Source organism: Bacillus cereus group sp. BfR-BA-01309 (assembly GCF_022664315.1).
In the GTDB taxonomy this organism is placed as follows: domain Bacteria; phylum Bacillota; class Bacilli; order Bacillales; family Bacillaceae_G; genus Bacillus_A; species Bacillus_A mobilis.
This window is the reverse complement of record NZ_JAKUHE010000080.1, coordinates 1-320: the sequence shown is the minus strand read 5'-3', so window position 1 is coordinate 320 and position 320 is coordinate 1. Positions and strand designations below refer to the sequence as shown.

Genomic DNA, 320 nt, shown 5'->3' with positions numbered 1-320 from the left:
GATTTATTTATAAATCTTTCTTCTCCATCTAGATTCATCCATTTCTCGCCTTCCCATGTTTTAACCTTTAACCAACCACTAGGTGTCCCATCCACTACTCTAAAATTCTGTGAGCTATATAATGCTCCAGCGTTTGCTTTTGCTGCATTAAATGAAGCTTCATTATACGCATAGAATGATTTGTTTATGAATCTTTCTTCTCCATCTGGATTGATCCACTTATAACCTTCATAAGTACCTACCTTCATCCAGCCATTTTCTTTTTTTTCTACTACTCCCCAATTTTGCGGGTTAAATGTTGCTCCATAATTTGCTTTCGT

Annotated in this window: 1 pseudogene; it reads right to left on the bottom strand. The window is 35.9% G+C overall.

The annotated features are described in order from the left end of the window. Window positions 1-320, bottom strand: a pseudogene (locus MR115_RS29725) (hypothetical protein); the annotation flags it as partial.